Below are 18,002 nucleotides of genomic sequence, written 5' to 3' on the forward strand. Positions count from 1 at the left end.
TATGCCTTAATGAAAACATGGTCTCCGGACCGTGTTACATCTCATTTGCAGCACGCTCTCACCTAAGTCCTTGTTTTTCCGTGCATTGCAAAACATTCCCGCTCACTCCATGGAACACGGAATGGCCGTGATGTTCTCGGCACGTTCTTGAATTAGCAGGCACTAACGGGTCTGTGAGTCTTGTCACATACGCTCGTGGCGCATCGGCCTAGCTTGTGCAGCGGTGAAGGGAGTGCCTTGATGCTTGTGAACCTTCCTATGCTTATGAACCTTCCTCTTGTCGTAGCTGGTCCCGTTGTCGATTGGTTTGGTCGCCGAGCCGATCAGAGGGCGCTATTGAAGGCAACTGACGATCTGAGCGACTCACCGGACGACATGCTCAGCGACATGGGGATTTCCCGCGACGACATCGAGACCGCGCGCTGGCGGTCCAGCCGGAGAGTGGGCTGACAGAAGGCCCGGAAAGCCGGATGCTAACCCTGCTCTGGTGCAAATCGCCATAGCTCCCATGCGAAGCGCCCGCTGCGTTGCCGCAGCGAGCGCTCCAGTGGTCCCCGCATCCCTCGCAGCCAAGACGGTACGCCTCGGTAAGACGGATCATAAGCGCGCCCTAGTTGAAGCGCTGCATATTCAGATTGCGTGACATTTCTGCCACTAGAGACAGGAAGGGTGGGAACCGGCATTTAACCACTTCGGCTTTGGCTCGGTGCCCTCGAATTCAACGCCTACGCGATCACTCTTGCGCCATCGAACAACTGTAGGCGATCCCATCAACTGGTACGTAAAGCAGGCATTTATGGTCTGGCCCGAGCCGTTTCACCAGTGCGGCAACGTCCAGCACCGCCGACCGCCGGCAAGTGAGGCAATAGACAGAAAGGCCCGTCCCGGCGTCCAGCTTTTTTGCCGAGCGTGACTTCCGTGAAGGGAAATTTCATTGCCATGGCGATCCTCGCAAATTGGGGCCGCCGCACCGGTGAGGTTTATTCCTGATCGCCAGGGCGATTGCCAAAGAGGTTACGCGATCACACCATGTCCTTTTGAGGTAGAAATTAGCTATCTTGCATATGCGGCGGACCACTAGTCGCTGGGCCGGCGCCGGGCTCTCAGGCAATTCTCCCCCACGAGAAAAGGCGCCGGTCACCTTAGCCCGCCGCTGGGTGTGGGGGCACACCGAGCGGCGGGTTATCGGATTCCGATGACGCTTCGCTAAGAACTGGTGTGTTCGCACCAGAGGATGGGGGATTCACAGCGAATCCGTTTCGATCTAGAATCTTGGCATGGAAGACGCGCTCGATGATCTTGCTCGCATCCTGACAGCCCCGCAAACCAGTCTGCGGACGCGCTACGGCGCCTTTGCCATGCGGATGGCAGAAAGTCTCGCCACTGGGCTCGCAATTGGCGTGGGCATCGCCCTGGTGCTTGCGGTCGCCGGCTAGGCATGGCTGCTAGAGCCAAGCACAAGAAACCTCCCGGCCCTGGCCCTTCGGGAAAATACGAAGGCGCGAACCACGCCGACTTGTGGCGCAAGCGGATGACCGAACGCCACCGTTGGCGCCTGACGCCAAATGCGGTGGTTTGGACGCTTGTCGTGATCGCGATGACAGTCTCGATCTCTCTGATCGCGATCAAGGCTCGTTAGCGGCGGCAATCGGCAGGACCGCCCCGACCTGGTCGCATGTAGGCGTCCAGTCCCCCGGCCAGCCGGGTTCGGGAATAGTCTTTCGCCACTTCGCCTAGGGGACCTTGGGTGTGGCTTCCTTGGCCTGTGACAGCTTGACGATATGGACTTCGTCGCCCTCCGCCAGACCGTCAGGCGGAGTGGCGATGACATGGTCGTCGGCAGCGACGCCCGAGGCCAGTTCGATCTCGTTGCCCAGGTCGCGGGCGATCGTCACCGTCTTGAAGGTAGCGCGATTGTCTTGCCCGACAGTGGCGACGCGCAGGCCTCTCTCGTCGAAGATGAGCGCGCTGACGGGAATGCGGAATGTGCCGGCCACCCCGGAGAGATCCACCTTCACATTGGCATAGGCGCCGGGCATCAACTCTCCCTTGGCGTTGTCGACGGAAAGCTGCATCTGCGTCGTGCCGGACGTGATGTCGACCGCCCGAGCCGAGGCGACGATGGTAGCCGGGAAGCTGCGGCCCGGATATTCCGGCACCGAGACGGTGGCCTGCGAACCCAACTTCACATCCGGTGCGTAGTTCTGCGGCACGTTGATATAGACGCGCAGCGTATGTACGTCCGAGACCACGAACATCGCCTGCCCGGCGCTCGATCCGGCCGATATAAGCGAACCGACATCGGTGTTGCGCGCAGTGATGAGGCCGTCGAACGGCGCGGCGACGGTCTTGTAGGCGGACAGCACCTCAAGGCGCTCGACATTGGCCTCGCCGGAATTCACCGCGGCCTGCTTGCTGGCTAGATCTGCCACGCGCTGGTCGATTTCCTGCTGCGCGACGGTCCGGGATTCGAGCAGCGGACGCTCGCGCTTGAGGGTGATGTCGGCCAGGACCTCGGCCGATTTAGCGTTGGCGAGGTCGGCCTTGGCCTGCAGCAATTGCTGGTCCTGATCGGGGGCCTCGATCTCGGCTAGGGTCTGCCCCGCCTTGACGCTCGCGCCGATATCGACCTTCCAATCCTTCACATAACCGCTGACGCGGGCATAGATTGGTGCGCTGTCGTTGGCCTGCAGCCGTCCGGGCAGATTTAGGCTGACGACGCCAGGCTTGGCGTTGAGCGTCACCAGGGCAACGCTTGGTATCGCCTGCGCCTCCGTCCATTGCCGCAGCTCGACCGCGCTCCTTTGGCGAGCACTGACACCGGTGTAGACCAGGGTCGCGGCACCGGCGATGGCGACGACGCCGAAGATGCCGAGCCCGACCGGTGAGCGGCCAGGCTTGCGTTCCGAGGACGTCACCTCGGTTGTCCCAGCCGTGTCGAGCGACTTGTCAGGTGTTTTAGAGCTTTCATGCCCGTTGTCGGTGTCGTGTCGCGGCATGGGAGCGATTTCGGGGCTCGTGTCGAGCTTCTGCTCGGTAGCGTGCTCAAGCATGATGCAAGGTCTCCGAAGGCGCTGCAGCCGGCTTGGCCTCACGCTTGTGGACGAGGCTGAAGACAACGGGCACGAAGAGCAGCGTTGCCATGGTTGCGAAGATCAGGCCGCCGACCACGGCGCGCCCGAGCGGGGCGTTCTGCTCGCCGCCCTCACCGAGGCCGAGAGCCATCGGCGCCATGCCGATGATCATGGCGAGTGCGGTCATGCAGACTGGCCGGAAGCGGACGAAGCCGGCTTCGAGGGCGGCGGCAATCGGGTCGCCCAGTTCCGCCAGGCGTTCGCGGGCAAAGCTGATCACGAGCACGGAGTTGGCGGTCGCCACGCCCATGCACATGATCGCACCCGTGAGGGCAGGCACCGACATCGGCGTCTGCGTGACGAACAGCATCCAGACGATGCCGGCAAGGCCGGCCGGCAGCGCCGAGACGATGACGAAGGGGTCCGACCAGGACTGGAAGTTCACGACGATGAGCAGATAGATCAGCACGATGGCGCCGAGCAGGCCGAATAGCAGGCCGGCGAAGGCGCTGTTCATGGTCTGCACCTGACCGAGCAAGGAAACGGAGCTGCCCTTCGGCAAATCGGCGGCGGTGTCAGCAAGGATCTTGTTGATATCGGTGGCGACGGCGCCGAGGTCGCGCCCCTGCGTGGTGGCGTAGATCTGCACCATCGGCACGATGTTGTATTGCGAGACGACTGCGTTGCTGACCGAGCGCTTCACACTGGCGACGCCGCCGAGGATGGGCAGCGTCCCGATGCCGGCCGCCGTGATCGGCGTCGTCTGCAGGGCGCCCAGCGTATCCACCTGGTATTGCGGCGTCTGCATCACGATCGGATAGGACACGCCGCTCTTTGGGTCGAGCCAGTAGGTCGGCGACACCTGGCTCGAACCGGCAAGGTCGACGACGAGGCTGTTGGTGACGTCCTTCTCGGTAAGGCCGATATATTCGGCCTGGGCGCGGTCAACATCGACGTTCAGTGTCGGATTGGCCTGCGATTCCTGGATGCGGGCATCGGCAACGCCGGGAATGTGCCGCAGGCGGTCCAGCACGAGACCGGCATATTTGAAGTTCGCCGACAGATTGTTGCCGCGCACCTGGATATCGACAGGTGCTGGTGCACCGAAATTCAGGATCTGGCTGATAATGTCGGCCGGCAGGAAGGCGAAGGTCACGCCCGGGAACCGGCGCGGCAGCTCTTCGCGCATCTTGCGGACGTATTCATCGGTCGGTCGGTGGTCTCGCGACAGCTTGACCTGGATGTCGCCATCCTGGGAACCGATCACGCCTGTGTTGTTGTAGGCCAGATTGATGCCCGAGACCGGGACGCCGATATTGTCGACCAACGTGTCGAGCTGGTCGGGCGGAATCAGCTGGCGGATTGCCTTTTGGATGTCGGCGAACTGGTTAGCGCTCTCCTCGACGCGGGTGCCGATGCCAAGGCGCACATGCATCAGGATTTGCCCGGTGTCGACAGCGGGGAAGAAATTCCGTCCCAGATAGGGCGTCAGCAGGAAGGACCCCATGACGCAGGCCATGAACCCGGCAACGAACACCATCCGGTGGCCGAGCACCAGCTCCAGCAGGCCGTGATAACCGACACGGATGCGTTCGAACGTCGCCTCGAAGCCACGCTGGAACAGCACCAGAGGGTTGTAGCTGCGCGGCTTGCCGTGCTCCCTATGATCGACATGCGGTTTGAGCAGGTAGTTGCACAGCGTCGGCACGAAGGTGCGCGAGAGGATGAAGGACGAGATCATCGCGAACATCACTGCCTCGGCCATCGGCACGAAGAGGAAACGTGCAATGCCGTCGAGGAAGAACATCGGCACGAAGACAATGCAGATGCACAGCATTGAGACGAAGGCCGGCGTCACGATTTGCCGGGCACCGTCAAGGATCGCCGTCCGAACCTCCTTGCCGTGTTCGAGATGCCAGTTGATATTCTCGATGGTCACCGTCGCATCGTCGACAAGGATACCGACGGCGAGCGCCAGGCCGCCAAGCGTCATGATGTTGAGCGTCTCGCCGATCATCGATAACGCGATCACCGAACCGAGGATCGCGAGCGGGATCGACGCGGCAATAATGATGGTGGAGCGCCAGCTGCCGAGGAACAGCAGGATCATCATGCTGGTGAGCGCGGCTGCAATCGCGCCTTCGCGCGCCACGCCGGTGATGGCGCCGCGGACGAAGAGCGACTGGTCGCCGAGCAGCGACACCTGAAGATTGTCGGGCAAGCTCGCTCGCATCAAGGCGAGTTGATCCTTGATGCCCTGGATGATCGCGAGCGTCGAGACCGAGCCATTCTTGAGAATCTGAAGCAGGACCGAGCGGGTGCCGTTGACATGGACGATGTTGGTTTGCGGTGGATTGCCGTCCCGCACCGTCGCCACGTCCTTCACATAGACAAGCGTCCCGTTCACCGACTTGATCGGCAGATCAGCGAGGTCAGTCAGCGAAGACGGAGCATCGTTGAGCTGCACCGCATATTCGTAGCGACCGATCTTTTCGGTGCCGACCGGTGTGATCAGGTTCTGGGCGGCCAGCGCATTGGCGACGTCCTGCCCCGACAGGCCGCGCGCCTGCAGTGCGTAAGGGTTAAGGTCGATCTGCACCTGGCGGGTCTTGCCGCCGAACGGATAGGGAATGGCGGCGCCCGGCACCGTCGTAAGCGGTGTGCGGATGGTCTGGAGGCCAAGGTCAGCCAGCGCCTGCTCGGTCAGGCCCTGCCCCGAAAGGGCAATCTGCAGGATCGGTACGGTGGAAGCGTTGTAGTTGAGGATCAGGGGCGGCGTTGCACCGGCCGGCATCTGCTTGAGCACGGTCTGTGCCACTGCGGTGACCTGCGCATTGGCTGTGCGGATGTCGACATTCGGCTGGAAGAACACCTTGATGATGCCGAAGCCGTTGTAAGAGGTGGATTCGATATGCTGGATGTCGTTGACGGTGGTGGTCAGCGAACGCTGGAACGGCGTCGTCATGCGGCCCGACATCTGATCGGGCGGCAGGCCCGTATATTGCCAGATCACGCTGATCACCGGGATACGGATATCGGGAAAGATGTCCGTGGGGGTGCGCAGGGCCACGAGCGGGCCGATGATCAGGATCAGCAGCGCCAATACGATGAAGGTGTAGGGCCGGCTGAGGGCAATGCGGACGAGTGCAATCATGAAACAATGCCTGAGGCGAACCAATGACGCGTGTAGGTCGCCTCAACCCTTCAGGTTTTCTTACTCACACCATTCGGCAACCGAACCTTTGCCTAGGCCGGTTCAGTGTAGATGCCACCAGGCGGAAGGGCCTTGAGCTTGGTTGCGTCGTATGTGTCGCCAAACGCAACGTGGAAGGTTCCCGACAGGATCGTCGCGAAGCGGGAATCGGGGTGCGACAGCGGCATGACGCGTTTGTGCGGCTCAAGCCGCAGCAACACGGCATGCAATCCAGGCTTCGTCGCATTCACATGGAGCACCGTACCGCTCTGGCCGTTGACCCGGGACGTCTCGGACGTGCTCGTGGTGATGGAGGGTTCCCGGGGCCTCGCAACAACGAGTGGCATTTGAGCGTCCGCTGCCTGGACTGCATTCATTCCCGCTGGCGACAGCAAGGCCGCGGCGAACATCAGGTACCGGAAAGCCGACTTCATCGATCACTCCTTGGTCGAAAGGCAACTCTTAGGGGAGCCGACCAACTCCCTATTCAACTTCCCTGGGCAAGCAGTGCCTTCTGCCTCCAGCCCGCAATCGAGGTCCGCTGCAGCGTGGGCCCGATCGCGCGTTCCCGACAGGCATCGATGTCTGCTCCATCGGTCGTCAGGCACGCAGCCCTGCTTCGCTGGTGGCGTTGAGAGCAGAGGCGTTCTGAACGAACATCGCCCAAAAAGGTTGTACGCGTCCAATTTGGAAAACGCAGAAACACTCATCACTACGGTGAATAATGTGCGGCTTCAGCCTCAACTGGCTGGTCGGTCTTCCAAGCCAATATGCTGCAGAGGAACGCCACTCGCGTGCGCAGGGCCGCGAGCGGCGAGATCAGGATCAGCGGCAGGAAACGCTCTCTTCCGCTACCGTCTTTCCCCTTCATCAAACTGCCAGTTCCGGCTTCGCTGCGACCGGGCGCGTCCCTGCCGCTGGAGGATGAGCGCACGACTCCTAGCCGTTGAAGGCGGGCAGCGGCTGCGAGACGGTGAGACTTGCAGAATATACCGGCCTGCCGGCTTCGTCATGAACGGCAACGGTCACAGTCTCATCCAAGTCGCTTGAGGCGATTTCGTCTGCAGCGATATCGTGAAGCGCCTTCAGCGCTTCTCGTCGCAGGTCGGTGAGATTGCCGAGGTCGACCCAAGCATCGCCGAGGCTTTGCCCATTTCGGAAGACTTCGAACAGATAGTTCGGCATGCATTATTGTGGGCCGCACGAGATGCACCCGCATTCAAATTTGAGAGATGGGAAAGCATCCACCCCTCCGAGTGTGAAAATAGCCTTCCCTGGGGTGCGTTCAGGCGGGAAAACCGGCCTTTCTGAAGCCTGATGTGAAAAGCCCGAGGGCGACATGGTCGGCGAACGGGAGATTTGAAATCAGCCGGAGAGTCAGGTCGTGTTTCCTGGTCAGTGCTTCCTCGACTTCAGCGCGGGCCTTCTCCGTCTCGCCTAAATGTGCGTAAGACGCTGCGAGGAAAGCATGGACGAAGAATTGGTCGCCAGCCTTCTGATACGAAGCGACGGCTTCGGAGTACCTTCCAAGCAGGAACAGGGAGCTACCCTTCACCTCCCAGAACCACATCGGTGGTACCGGCTCGCGCAGGAGCGCTGTTTCGAGCACGTTGAGCGCCGTCTCGGCCCGTCCGCCGTAGTTGAGCCAGCTTGCGTAATCCCCCGCTATGTTCACGTCCAGCGGGTTCAACGAGCGCGCTCGCTCGAAATGCACTCCCGCATCGCTGTGTTGGCGCATGTGCGTAAGCACCAGCCCCATACTCTGATGACAGACGCCATCGTTCCTGTCGAGAGCGAGCGCCGTTCGAGCGGCGTCCCAGGCCTTCTGTAGCGTCCGCAGATCGTTGTCGTACCAAAATCTGCCGACGAAGGCCTGCGCCAGGAAGGCGTGACCTTGAGCGAATGCCGAATCGAGCTTGATACACTGCGCGAAGAGGGGCTCGGCCTTGTCCAGTTCATATCGGTAGAAGTGCGCGCGCCCCTGCAGGTAGTAGTCGTATGCGTCCCAATCGGTCGGACGCTTGCGTCTGCTGCGGCTCGCAGAATCGGCCTCCGCTTGGCCTTCGACCATCGAGGCGATAAGAGCCGCAACCTCGTCTTGCAATGCGAAGATGTCGTTGAGGGCCCGGTCGTACCGTTGGGCCCAAAGGTGGGTGCCGGTGGCGGCATCAATCAATTGTGTGGTGATCCGAATGCGATCACCGAGCTTTCGTATGCTGCCTGCGACGAGGTAGCGAACTCCGAGCTTGCGGTGGGCTTCGGCAGTGTCCAATGCGGGGTGACGGAACTGAAACGATGAATTGCGTGCGATGACGAGCAGGGAGCGGAACCTGGCCAGCTCCGTAATTATGTCCTCGGTTATGCCGTCGCTGAGATACTGCTGGTCCGGATCGCCGCCCGAGTTGACAAAGGGCAGCACCGCGATCGACGGCTTGCCGGGCGGTGGGATCGCTCCGTAGGACGCGCTCGCAGCCGGCTCGACAGTCCCCGTGAAGCGGTACCCGAGGCGAGGCACTGTGGCGATCCACTCACCGCCGTTATCAGCCGGACCGAGTGCCTTTCTCAGCGTCGCGATTTGGACGGTAAGGTTGCCTTCCTCAACGGCGGTGCCCGGCCAGGCAGCGTCCATCAGCTCGGCCTTCGTCAGGATCTCACCGGGCCGTGCGGTAAGCGCAGCAAGCAGCGTCAGCCCACGATGCCCAACAGTGATCGGGATCTGGTCTTTAAGAAGCGTCCCCATGTCGGGATCGAGCACGAACGGACCGAAGGCGATGCGACACCGCTGCATTTGGGCACATTAGACGTTTGGAAGTTGTCGGAACAGGCACCCCCCTAAATTCCCGGGCCAAACTCTCCATTCTTCCTAGGTGGTAGTGCTGAAAGACGTCGCGGGTCTCGTCGCCGTCTGGTGTTTGCGTCGGCACTTACGCTACTTGCTGCGGTCCAATCCCACCTTAAAAATGCAACGCAGCCCGGAGCGATCGTAGACCAGCTCAACCCCGCCCGTTCTTTCGCTGTCGAACACTCGCTGCAGGAGTTGCGTACCAAAGCCGTGTTTGCCAGGCACGACCGGCGGGCCGCCTTCCTCGCACCATTCCAGGACCAGAATTCGGCCCCCATCGACGTATTCCAACCGCCACGAGATCGAGACCGATCCGGTAGGATTGGAGAGCGCCCCATATTTGATGGCGTTCGTGGTAAGTTCATGAATGGCCAGCGCGAAGGAAAGCGCCACGTTCGAGGGCAACCAAACCGGCTCGCCTGTGAGATCGAACCGATCGAGAGAGGCATGCGGGTCGATCGAGGCGGCAATGAGCGTGCTGAGATCGGCACCGCTCCAATTCTCCCGGGTGAGGATATCATGCGCTTGTGCCAGCGAAACCAGCCGGGCCGAAAGCGCCTCCTTTGCGAGCGCGAGGCTGGTTGCGCTGCGCATGGTCTGGCTCGCGATTGCCTGAACTACGGCCAGCGTGTTCTTGACCCGGTGGTTTAGTTCATTGATCAACAGTTGGCGCTGCTCCTCACTCCGTTTGCGCTCGGAGATGTCGAGGCTGATCTGGACAGCGCCTATTACCGAGCCTGCCTCATCGCGGACGGGCCGCGCGCTGGAAAGCAGGTAACGTTGCACCCCGGATGGCAGCGTATAGGCGAATTCCTCACTGTCAGTTTCCTCGCCGCGCATGGCTCTGCTCAGCGGACGGTCTTCCCGGCTGATGGTCTGGCCGTCTTTGTACGCCAGCGTTTCGATCACCAGGTCGGGCGTCCCAAAGGATCTCCGGGACTCCGTCGATAGGCCCATCAGTTCCGCCGCGAACCGGTTGCGGATCACCTGTCGCGCTTGCGGATCATAGGTGAACCAGACCGCCACCGGCGCCGTATCCAGAACGGTTTCCAACTCGCGCGTGCGTTCCGCGATTGCACGGCCGGCTTTGATCATGGCTTGGGCAATCGTGTCGAACTCGGCGACAGACGTCGACATAGGTTTGACCTCGCTGCCTTTGCCGAGCGCATCGGCGCGCGCGGCGAGGTCGACTGTCGCCTTGGTGAAGGTTTTACCGACCACGTAGCCCAGAGTGAGCGAAATAAGCAGCGCTGTTAAGCCTGTTGCACCAATCTGTGCGAGAGACCACCAGAGAGGTGCCTGAACATCAGAGAGCGGAACATTGGCGGTGTAGAACCAGTCCGAATAGGGCGATCGGTAGTACCCGGCCAGCAGCGTGGTGCCTTCGAAATTGCGAGATCGGAACGTACCGGAGCGACCGACGACCTTTGCTAAATATTCCGGCAAACCGGGCTTGCCGGTCACCTGACCATGCAACTTGGACCTTGCAACGTAGTTGCCCTCACGATCACCGACAGCGACCGTCCACCCTGCTGGTACCGCGGGCAGCATAGCAAGGCGAATGCGTTCCGTCGGGACCGACATCGAAAGCAGCAACGCCTGGCCTTTCGAGCCCGACACTTGTCTGGTGACTGCGATCCGGTATGCGTTCGATCCCGGCGCGGCGAACACGTTGCTGACCAGCACGCCAGCAAGATCCAGGTGCTCGCGCTCTTCGGGCGTCAGCGGTTCGGCCGAAGGCTCGGAGCCCTTGGCGGATTGAGTGCTTGCCAAGGCGCGGCCACCGAGATCACGCAGCGTGATTACCTGATCCGTACCCTGGACGAGGCGGCTCGCCTCGTTGCTAAAAGCCTGCAGATCATCATTGGCGAGAGCAGGCGACTTGGAGAGCCCTTCCAGAAGGGTCTTGAGATTGACGAGTTCGCCATCAACGACCAGCGACACCTGACGAGCAATCCAAAGCGCCTCCTGCTCGATACGAGACTGCTCATGCAGGGCGTAGGCAACGAACAGATAGGCAGCAAACAGCCAGACCGGCAACACGGCCGCTGCGATTAGTCCAAGCAGATGGGCTCGTACCGATCGACGAGGCAAATCTGTTTCCCTGTCTTCCCCAATACTGCAAGCTTAGCCGCAAGCTGGCGAACGACAAGCTTAGATTAACACTGCTGAACATGGCCAAGCTCGAAGGCCGCTTGGCGCCAGACAATGCGGCTAAGCGAAAATCACTGAGTTGCAAAGAGTCCCGCCCGAGGGGTGGACAGAGGAGCCACGCGGGAACCAGAGCTTGGTTTTGCCCTCATTTCCGTCTCGGCGGGCCAGCGTATCCCGTGCCTTTCATTCGAGGAACGAAAAGGTGGCGGACAACGATCTCGCTGAGGGGGCCAGCTTCGATGCGGAAGAGACAGGCACCGACGGGTGTCCACGGGCAGCGAAGGTCTCGACTATACCGGAATGACGTGATTGCGATTCCCGAGCCCATGATCGGGCTGGAGCTGGAGCAAGCGCTTAAAGAAATCTTGAGCGAGTCGGCCGCCAAACCTTCCAAGGACAAACTTCACTAGCCAAAGAGGCTCTCTCGCTCCTCGGGAGTCCTACTGCAGAAAGCGGATCGCTTCAGCCCGCCTTCTCAAGAAAGCGCTTCGCCATAGCCAATGTGGACCTTTTGGCCGCGAATGATCCGACGCCGAAGGCGCGCTTGTCGCTTAGAAACCGCGCGCCATAGGCGGGGCAGGCGTGACGTTTCGCGTCGGTTTGCGGTCGAAATCCGGAAGCAGCCACCCTATTTGCGTTGAGCCATGATCAGTCGGACCGATCTTTGAATGAGCGAAGCAGCCAAAAGGCGCGCGTTGCTGCTCCTCAATCCCAAGGCTCGGCGCGGCCAGGAGATGCTCGCGCCAATTGTGGAGCGGCTGGGGCGAGGTCGGCTTTCCGTCACCGTTGAGATGTTCGAGGCGTTGCCTGAAATCGCTCGAGACATCGTTCGCTTACGCCATATGGCCGATCTTGTGGTCGTGTGCGGTGGCGATGGTTCGGTGTCCTCGGCGGCGACGGCGATCATGGAAAGCGGCCTGCCGATGGGCATCATTCCTATGGGGACGGCGAATGACCTTGCTCGTACGCTCAACATTCCGATGGATCTCCTGCAGGCCGCCGATGTGATCGCGCGAGGCCGAACCCGACTGATCGATGTCGGGACGGTCAACGGTCATGCCTTTTTCAATGTCGCAAGTATCGGACTCAGCACCGAACTGGCGCAGGGTCTTGACCCCGCACTGAAGAAGCGCTTCGGCAGGCTGGGCTATGCGCTGGCGGCGATGAAAGTGTTGACCCGGGCCGCGCGGTTTCACGCGAAGATTACCGAGAAAGGCGCGGCGATCGAGGTGGAAACCTACCAGATCGCGGTTGGAAACGGTCGGCACTACGGCGGCGGCAACGTCGTGGAAGAAACGGCCGAGATCGATGACGGACATCTCGATCTCTATAGCTTGGAAATGACGAACCTCTGGAAGCTGGCGCTGATGCTCCGCTCTTTCCGTTCTGGAACGCATGGCGCATGGCGTGAGGTGCGCACGGCCAGGTGCGTCGAGTTCGACATCGAGACGCGGAAGGCGATGCCGGTCAACACCGATGGCGAGATCGTCACGTCGACACCGGCCCATTTCAAGGTTCACCCAAAGGCGATCTCGGTCTTCGCGCCGGATCGCGCCGTGTGAGCGCCCCGTCTTACGGTTTGATCAGTTTCCAGTGCCTCGCCTTGCGCTCGATCAGCGGCAGAGCACGAATGTGCTCGCCGTTGAGGAGAGAAGGTCGAAAGCGACGAAGGCGAGCCTGGGCGTTCCAGGTCATGCGCGAATGGATGGCATGGAAGTTCGGCCGTCCGTCGGGATCCCGCGTGATCATCTCGCCGTCGATGATGAAGGACTCGGGTGTTCGGTTAGCGCGGTCCAAAAGAACGGCCGCCCCTGATGCTCTCGCTGGCCGGCTGACCTACTTTAAGCTAGCGAAGCTTGCGCCCGGGCACCGCCTTTTTGGATCAATGCTGGAAGCGGGACCGGCCGAAAGTTCCAAGCATCTACGCCAACGTCGTACTGGCGTGGAAGCGGCTTAAGCTTCCCATGCGAGTGACCGTGCAAATTGATCGACTTCTTGCCCATCCGATTCCAGGTGCGGAACGGATAGTGGCACAGGATGAGAAGCACCCCATTGAACCTGAGTTCCGCGTAATGCTGAATACTGGCCCATCCGTCGGCGGCGGTCGTTTCGTCCGGGTCATTGTTGCCGATGATCAGGTTCTTGCGCCCATTGAGGCGCGACAGAAGTGCCTCCCCGCCTGCTTTGCCGTGGCGCGCGAAGTCGCCAAGATGCCAGACCTCGTCGTCAGGCGTGACGGTCTCGTTCCAGAAAGAGATCAGCGCTTCGTCATGTTCGGCAAGCGATGCGAAAGGCCGCCGGTCAATCCGCAGGATGCGGGCATCATTGAAATGCGTGTCGCTCGTAAAAAATAGCATCAGGGCATGCCGGCAATGCAGATCGAAACCCACCCTGGGCCTAAGGCTAGCAGCCTTCGGCCCTTAGGGATCTTACCATTCGCACAATGATCCGATCATAAGGCGTTTTCTCCGATCTGCTGTAGTTGATCGTGAAAAGCGCGGCGCGGTCATCACAGACCCTGATGGCGCGAACATATCGGATCTCGCCGTTGTTGATCCCTGAATAGCTGGCCCAGGTCGAGGTCAGGCGCCGGTACGTCAACTTCCAGCCGGCCTTCTCGTCTTCCAGCATGCGATGCTCGATCTCGGCCCGAAAGCTGGCTCTTCCAAGTCTGGCGCCCCACACGGCAAGAAACGCGTCTTGTTCGCCTTGGAATGCAGCACCCTGATCCGAATGCTGGGTGAGGACGAAACCAGGCGGAACATCGAATGTGAAGCCCAGTTGCCGGACCCCAAACGGCTGCCACTCCTGGGCCTGAAGAGAGGCGGTGCAAAAAAGAAAAGTAAATATACTGAACGCAACCCGCATCGGCTTGATTTAGCGCCGCTTCATAGGGCGTCCAGATCAGTTGGGGGCCCCCCGGCCCACCATCTGGTGATCTATCGCAGAGCTGCAGCGGCGTTCGGGCCATGATCTCGACGGACAAGCCTGGCTTGGCGCAAGTGTGTCGCCGGACTTTGCGGGAAGCTGCCGTGGACCCGCAACCGTCGATGCGGCACACCAAGCTAACTCGAAGCCTGAACCGGCCGCCGTTCAGGCCCGAGCGGAAAAACTGGGGCGCAGGTCTGCTTCAGGAAAAGCTGGGCGTATACGTCCCGTTCTTCGACTGTGATACCTTGCTCGCGAGTCAATTGCTTGAAGGCTTCTCGCAACTGATCGAGGTCGAACGCTGAAATGTGTTTGGAGGTAGTCATTGCGCACCTGGGTGATGTTCCACTCATTTCTTGGCAGCTCGCGAGAGGCCGTGCGAAGGCTTGGCTTCCTGTCGGGTTCGCTTGCGCTGCTGTCTCCCAACGCGACGGCAATAGCCGACGCCACGTCGCACCGAACTGCGTTCAGCGAGGCTTGTTCCGCTGAACGGCTTGTCTTCTTTCTAATATTAGCAAAGTCTTTATGAAGGTCCCGCCGGCCCATGACTCGTTAACCATGGCAAAGGGCTTGAGCATTGGGCGACGAAGTGCATCGATGCAATCATCATTCAGGATGACGGCCGGGCCGGTCTGTCGACCCCATCACCATCCCTACTCGATCCCAACGCCCCCCGAAAACAAGGCCAAAGACATGGTGGATCTTATCTGGGAGCTGGCAGCGTTTGCTGGTGATAGGGAACGGGTAGACCAGCGGACTATTAACTCCGCCGGTCCTGGTTCGAATCCAGATTTGCAGCTAGAACTTCGTGTGAGAATTCAATTGCTTGGGATATGTCGTTTGCCGGCATCGCTGTCCGCGAGCTTCCCATACGACGATATATTAGCGAATTAACGAATCGTAGACCGCGCTGTCCTATTCTGGGACAGCGCGGACACTACCCATCGGCCGCGCAGGCGGCTCCGGCTTTCAGGCAACCCTACCCCTGGCCGGAGCCGCCACCTTTTACATACCAGCAAGGGTTGAATCAACCCTTACCAAGCATCCTTACTGGTGCATTTTGCCGATCGTTAGATTTTGAAATGTCGAGGATGTTAGCCGTACCGCGCGGGGATGATCTGCCTCCGCCGCATCCGATAGCATCCGGGAATCCGCCCCAAAGGCTTCGCCGATCATATTAGCGATCAACGATGTATTAACGACTAAGGCGCAGCCTTGCCGGATCGGGGACGAGAACCGCCCCCTGATCGACGATCCGGCGCTTTATGTGCCGAGACGTTCGACCGATGCGGAGCCAAACGCATGAGTGTCGAAACAGCGCTGGCGCAGCTGTTGCGCATGCTTCACCGTCGAGCCTTGAACCTGGCGGCGTTGCCGGACGATGAAAGACTTGCTCATTACGACCTCATCCGCCGCTCGTGCTGCGGAGCAGCCGAGCAAATCGGCCAGAGCCCCGACAATGCCGCCATCACGGCAAACAGCGTGGTCGAATTCACCCGCGCCATGGTGGGCATCATCGAGGCAAGGCGCGGGTAAGAAGGCGGCGAGGAAGAGCTGATCGGCTGTCGCGGCAAGCGGCTCATGGCAAATGGCGAAGCCGAGATCGCGCCCTTTCCCTATCTGCCTGCGCCGGCCTCTGCTCCGCCTACTCCGCCGCCGCGTATCCCGCGATGCCCTTGATCTCCAGAAAATCCTCGAGACCGTATTCGGCATATTCGCGGCCGTTGCCGGACTGCTTGTAGCCGCCGAAGGGCAGGCCGGCGTCCCACGTCGGATAGTTGATATAGACGTTGCCGGAGCGCATGCGGGCCGCGGCCTGGCGCGCCTTCTCGATGTCCTTGGCCTGGATGTAGGAGGCGAGGCCGAAGACGGTGTCGTTGGCCAGCTCGATCGCCTGCTCGACCGTGTCGTAAGGCATGATCGACAGCACCGGCCCGAAGATTTCTTCGCGCGCGATGCGCATGTCGTGCGTCACGTTGGCGAAGACGGTCGGGCGGACATAGTAGCCGCGGTTGAGCTCGGCCGGACGGCCGGGGCCGCCAGCGATCAGGGTCGCGCCTTCGTCGATGCCGCTCTGGATCAGGTCTTGAATCTTGTCGAACTGCAGCTGGCTTACCACCGGGCCGAGCTTCGTTCCCGGCGCGTCGGCCGGCCCGACGGTGAGTTTCTCCGCCGCCGTCCTGGCATAGCCGGCGGCCTCGTCATGCCGGTCGCGCGGCACGAACATGCGGGTCGGCGCGTTGCAGGACTGGCCGCTATTGCCAAAGCAGCCGGCCACGCCCTTGGTCACCGCCCTTTGCAGATCGACGTCGGGGAACAGGATGTTGGCGGATTTACCGCCGAGCTCCTGATGCACACGCTTCACCGTGTCGGCGGCCGCCTTGGCGACGAGGATGCCGGCCCGCGTCGAGCCGGTGAAGGATATCATGTCGACATCCGGATGGCTGGCCAAAGCCTGCCCGACAGTTGGGCCATCGCCGTTGACCAGGTTGAAGACGCCCTTCGGCACACCGGCCTCGTCCATGATCTCTGCGAAGATGATGGCGTCGAGCGGCGCGATCTCCGACGGCTTCAGCACCATGGTGCAGCCGGCGGCGAGCGCCGGGCCGACCTTGCAGGTGATCTGGTTGAGCGGCCAGTTCCAGGGCGTGATCAGGCCGACGACGCCGATCGGCTCCTTGACGATCAGCGAGGAGCCTTTGACATGGCGAAACTGGAAGGTCTTCAGCACCTCGGCCATCTTCTCCAGATGCGCCTGGCCGACGCCGACCTGGCTGTCCAGCGCCATCTGGCGCGGCGCGCCCATCTCGCGCGAGACGGCGAGCGCAAGGTCCTTGCTGCGCTTCTTGTAGACCTCGATGACGCGGTTGAGGATGTCGAGGCGCTCCTCGACTTCACTGAAGCCGAAAGTAGCGAAGGCGCGCCTGGCGGCAGCGACCGCCTTGTCGACATCGGCCTTGGTGCCCAGCGAGATCTGCGCGAAGGCGTCTTCGTTCGACGGATCGATGACGTCGAAATTGTTCGGCACCACCGGATCGACCCACACGCCTTCGATATAGAACTGCAGATTGTGCGACATATCTTCTCCCTTCGGCGCGCTTGGCGAGCGTCATATTCCGCCAGAGATAACGACGCGCGTATGGCAACGCAAGACAGGGTCGTTGAGCCAGCGGCGGAGCCGTACCGCAGTCCGCTAAGAGTTCAGTCCTCAAAGGAACTGGCGGCCACATAGATCGCGGCAAGCTTCTCGATGCCGGCCTGGTCTTCCTTGTCGAAGCGGCCTGGCAGCGGGCTGTCGAGATCGAGCACGCCGAAGATGCCTTCGTCGTCGCGCAAGAGCACGACCAGTTCCGAGCGCGAGTCGGCATCGCAGGCGATGTGGCCGGGAAAATCGTGCACGTCCTTGATCAGCATCGACATATCGAGATCGACCGCCGTGCCGCAGACGCCCTTGCCGACCGCTATGCGCACGCAGGCCGGCTTGCCCTGGAAGGGGCCGAGCACCAGCTCTTCGTCGGATTGAAGGAAATAGAAACCCGCCCAGTTGAGGTCGGGCACCATCTGGTAGATGAGCGCCGAGGTGTTGGCGGCGTTGGCGATCGAGTCTCGCTCGCCTTCCAGCAGCGCTTTCAATTGCCTGGCCAGCTCATCGTAGAAGGCCGGCTTGTTGCTCGTGTCGAGGGCCGTTGCCGCAAACATCCTGGTCGTTTCTCCGTTGCTAAGGCGCTGAAGCGCCCGCTACAGTTTGGCCTTATCTGCCACCAATGCTGCGCGCGGGAAATACACAAGTCGTGAGCGCCATTCTCGCCAA

General features: G+C 61.0%; 16 protein-coding genes. 4 read left to right on the forward strand and 12 right to left on the reverse strand.

From position 1 onward, the window contains the following. Positions 1–1,277: 1,277 nt before the first annotated feature. Complete coding sequence (locus tag CK218_RS30670) at positions 1,278–1,436, forward strand: hypothetical protein (RefSeq protein ID WP_156752737.1); 159 nt, start codon at positions 1,278–1,280, stop codon at positions 1,434–1,436. Between the two features lie 297 nt (positions 1,437–1,733). Here the strand turns inward: CK218_RS30670 and CK218_RS19425 are convergent, their stop codons facing one another. The 7 genes from CK218_RS19425 to CK218_RS19450 form a co-directional block, all read right to left on the reverse strand. Further along, positions 1,734–3,053 carry an efflux RND transporter periplasmic adaptor subunit gene (locus CK218_RS19425; RefSeq protein ID WP_245435080.1) on the reverse strand — a complete coding sequence of 440 codons (1,320 nt, stop codon included), beginning with the start codon at positions 3,051–3,053 and terminating at the stop codon, positions 1,734–1,736. Next, positions 3,046–6,228 (reverse strand): efflux RND transporter permease subunit, encoded by a 3,183-nt coding sequence (locus CK218_RS19430; RefSeq protein ID WP_095828569.1) that lies wholly within the window; start codon positions 6,226–6,228, stop codon positions 3,046–3,048. Before CK218_RS19430 ends, CK218_RS19425 begins: the two co-directional genes overlap by 8 nt. Before the next feature lie 92 nt (positions 6,229–6,320). Continuing rightward, complete coding sequence (locus CK218_RS19435) at positions 6,321–6,701, reverse strand: cupin domain-containing protein (RefSeq protein WP_095828570.1); 381 nt, start codon at positions 6,699–6,701, stop codon at positions 6,321–6,323. 278 nt (positions 6,702–6,979) lie between these two features. After that, positions 6,980–7,138 (reverse strand): hypothetical protein, encoded by a 159-nt coding sequence (locus CK218_RS30675; protein WP_179294537.1) that lies wholly within the window; start codon positions 7,136–7,138, stop codon positions 6,980–6,982. A 68-nt stretch (positions 7,139–7,206) separates the two neighbouring features. Further along, positions 7,207–7,452: a hypothetical protein gene (locus CK218_RS19440; protein ID WP_067000612.1), complete on the reverse strand. Its 246-nt coding sequence runs from the start codon at positions 7,450–7,452 to the stop codon at positions 7,207–7,209. A gap of 100 nt (positions 7,453–7,552) precedes the next feature. Then, entirely contained in the window at positions 7,553–9,022 is a 1,470-nt protein-coding gene (locus tag CK218_RS19445; RefSeq protein ID WP_245435082.1) for a winged helix-turn-helix domain-containing protein, read from the reverse strand. 174 nt (positions 9,023–9,196) lie between these two features. After that, complete coding sequence (locus tag CK218_RS19450) at positions 9,197–11,152, reverse strand: HWE histidine kinase domain-containing protein (protein ID WP_245435085.1); 1,956 nt, start codon at positions 11,150–11,152, stop codon at positions 9,197–9,199. A gap of 779 nt (positions 11,153–11,931) precedes the next feature. Between CK218_RS19450 and CK218_RS19455 the strand changes: the two genes are divergently transcribed. Further along, positions 11,932–12,825 carry a lipid kinase gene (locus CK218_RS19455; protein ID WP_067329930.1) on the forward strand — a complete coding sequence of 298 codons (894 nt, stop codon included), beginning with the start codon at positions 11,932–11,934 and terminating at the stop codon, positions 12,823–12,825. 10 nt (positions 12,826–12,835) lie between these two features. Here the strand turns inward: CK218_RS19455 and CK218_RS30240 are convergent, their stop codons facing one another. The 3 genes from CK218_RS30240 to CK218_RS19465 are packed head-to-tail and all read right to left on the reverse strand — an operon-like array spanning position 12,836 to position 14,131. Next, on the reverse strand, positions 12,836–13,060 hold the full coding sequence (locus tag CK218_RS30240; protein WP_067329928.1) for a hypothetical protein: 225 nt from the start codon (positions 13,058–13,060) through the stop codon (positions 12,836–12,838). A 44-nt stretch (positions 13,061–13,104) separates the two neighbouring features. Then, positions 13,105–13,620, reverse strand: coding sequence for a metallophosphoesterase (locus CK218_RS19460; protein WP_095828573.1), 516 nt, complete (start codon positions 13,618–13,620; stop codon positions 13,105–13,107). 46 nt (positions 13,621–13,666) lie between these two features. Further along, positions 13,667–14,131: a hypothetical protein gene (locus CK218_RS19465; protein ID WP_067329922.1), complete on the reverse strand. Its 465-nt coding sequence runs from the start codon at positions 14,129–14,131 to the stop codon at positions 13,667–13,669. 101 nt (positions 14,132–14,232) lie between these two features. On the opposite strand from CK218_RS19465, the gene CK218_RS19470 reads away from it, so the two are divergent. Beyond that, positions 14,233–14,496 (forward strand): hypothetical protein, encoded by a 264-nt coding sequence (locus tag CK218_RS19470; protein ID WP_095801247.1) that lies wholly within the window; start codon positions 14,233–14,235, stop codon positions 14,494–14,496. A gap of 997 nt (positions 14,497–15,493) precedes the next feature. Continuing rightward, the gene (locus CK218_RS19475) at positions 15,494–15,727 is read left to right on the forward strand and encodes a hypothetical protein (RefSeq protein WP_067329916.1); all 234 of its coding nucleotides are present in this window, start codon (positions 15,494–15,496) and stop codon (positions 15,725–15,727) included. A gap of 109 nt (positions 15,728–15,836) precedes the next feature. Here CK218_RS19475 and CK218_RS19480 read toward each other — a convergent pair whose 3' ends face one another. Next, entirely contained in the window at positions 15,837–17,270 is a 1,434-nt protein-coding gene (locus CK218_RS19480) for an aldehyde dehydrogenase family protein (protein ID WP_095828574.1), read from the reverse strand. A 122-nt stretch (positions 17,271–17,392) separates the two neighbouring features. Then, entirely contained in the window at positions 17,393–17,890 is a 498-nt protein-coding gene (locus CK218_RS19485; RefSeq protein WP_067000588.1) for a GAF domain-containing protein, read from the reverse strand. Positions 17,891–18,002 lie beyond the last annotated feature (112 nt).

Source organism: Mesorhizobium sp. WSM3879, from assembly GCF_002294915.1.
Lineage (GTDB): Bacteria > Pseudomonadota > Alphaproteobacteria > Rhizobiales > Rhizobiaceae > Mesorhizobium.

Excerpts from the sequence above, each read along its gene's own strand:
- CK218_RS30670 (WP_156752737.1), top strand. The coding sequence starts at position 1,278 with ATGGAAGACGCGCTCGATGATCTTGCTCGCATCCTGACAGCCCCGCAA.
- CK218_RS19425 (WP_245435080.1), bottom strand. The coding sequence starts at position 3,053 with ATGCTTGAGCACGCTACCGAGCAGAAGCTCGACACGAGCCCCGAAATC.
- CK218_RS19430 (WP_095828569.1), bottom strand. The coding sequence starts at position 6,228 with ATGATTGCACTCGTCCGCATTGCCCTCAGCCGGCCCTACACCTTCATC.
- CK218_RS19435 (WP_095828570.1), bottom strand. The coding sequence starts at position 6,701 with ATGAAGTCGGCTTTCCGGTACCTGATGTTCGCCGCGGCCTTGCTGTCG.
- CK218_RS30675 (WP_179294537.1), bottom strand. The coding sequence starts at position 7,138 with ATGAAGGGGAAAGACGGTAGCGGAAGAGAGCGTTTCCTGCCGCTGATC.
- CK218_RS19440 (WP_067000612.1), bottom strand. The coding sequence starts at position 7,452 with ATGCCGAACTATCTGTTCGAAGTCTTCCGAAATGGGCAAAGCCTCGGC.
- CK218_RS19455 (WP_067329930.1), top strand. The coding sequence starts at position 11,932 with ATGAGCGAAGCAGCCAAAAGGCGCGCGTTGCTGCTCCTCAATCCCAAG.
- CK218_RS19460 (WP_095828573.1), bottom strand. The coding sequence starts at position 13,620 with ATGCTATTTTTTACGAGCGACACGCATTTCAATGATGCCCGCATCCTG.
- CK218_RS19465 (WP_067329922.1), bottom strand. The coding sequence starts at position 14,131 with ATGCGGGTTGCGTTCAGTATATTTACTTTTCTTTTTTGCACCGCCTCT.
- CK218_RS19470 (WP_095801247.1), top strand. The coding sequence starts at position 14,233 with ATGATCTCGACGGACAAGCCTGGCTTGGCGCAAGTGTGTCGCCGGACT.
- CK218_RS19475 (WP_067329916.1), top strand. The coding sequence starts at position 15,494 with ATGAGTGTCGAAACAGCGCTGGCGCAGCTGTTGCGCATGCTTCACCGT.
- CK218_RS19480 (WP_095828574.1), bottom strand. The coding sequence starts at position 17,270 with ATGTCGCACAATCTGCAGTTCTATATCGAAGGCGTGTGGGTCGATCCG.
- CK218_RS19485 (WP_067000588.1), bottom strand. The coding sequence starts at position 17,890 with ATGTTTGCGGCAACGGCCCTCGACACGAGCAACAAGCCGGCCTTCTAC.